Raw genomic sequence first — 801 nt, 5'->3', positions numbered from 1 at the left:
ACTTAAGCATTACGATGGTCGAGTTTAGGTATTCTTCGATTGATTCTTGAGATAGCTTAACGGTACAACCCGCAGCAGAACGCTCAGCTGACGCATCAGACAGTTCGAATGCTTGCTCAACCGTTAGTGTTTCTAGACCTTCAATCTCAAGGATACGGCCAGAGAATTCATTCACTTTACCGGCTTTTTCAACAGTCAGTAGACCTTGTTGAATCGCGTAGTAAGGGATGGCATGAACTAGGTCACGAAGTGTGATACCCGGTTGCATCTTGCCTTTAAAGCGAACCAAAATTGATTCAGGCATATCCAATGGCATAACGCCTGTTGCCGCTGCGAATGCAACCAGACCAGAACCAGCTGGGAATGAAATACCTAGCGGGAAACGAGTATGCGAGTCGCCACCAGTACCGACAGTATCTGGCAGTAGCATACGGTTTAGCCACGAGTGGATAATACCATCGCCTGGACGTAGAGAAACACCGCCACGGTTCATGATGAAATCAGGAAGTGTATGGTGAGTATTCACGTCAACTGGTTTAGGGTACGCAGATGTGTGACAGAACGACTGCATAACTAGGTCTGCTGAGAAGCCAAGACACGCAAGGTCTTTAAGCTCATCACGCGTCATAGGACCCGTTGTATCTTGAGAACCTACGGTTGTCATCTTAGGCTCACAGTAAGTGCCCGGACGAACACCTGCTACACCACACGCTTTACCAACCATTTTCTGTGCAAGCGTGTAACCCTTGCCAGAATCAGCGACTTCACCAGGTTTACGGAATACATCAGAAGACTCAAGAC

General features: G+C 47.8%; 1 protein-coding gene. It reads right to left on the bottom strand.

The annotated features are described in order from the left end of the window. Positions 1-801: aconitase family protein (locus R8O11_RS26690; protein WP_318194806.1), on the bottom strand; the 801-nt coding region annotated here is incomplete at both ends.

It is taken from the genome of Vibrio sp. 1288 (assembly GCF_033344475.1).
This window is presented reverse-complemented; position numbering and strand designations above follow the sequence as displayed.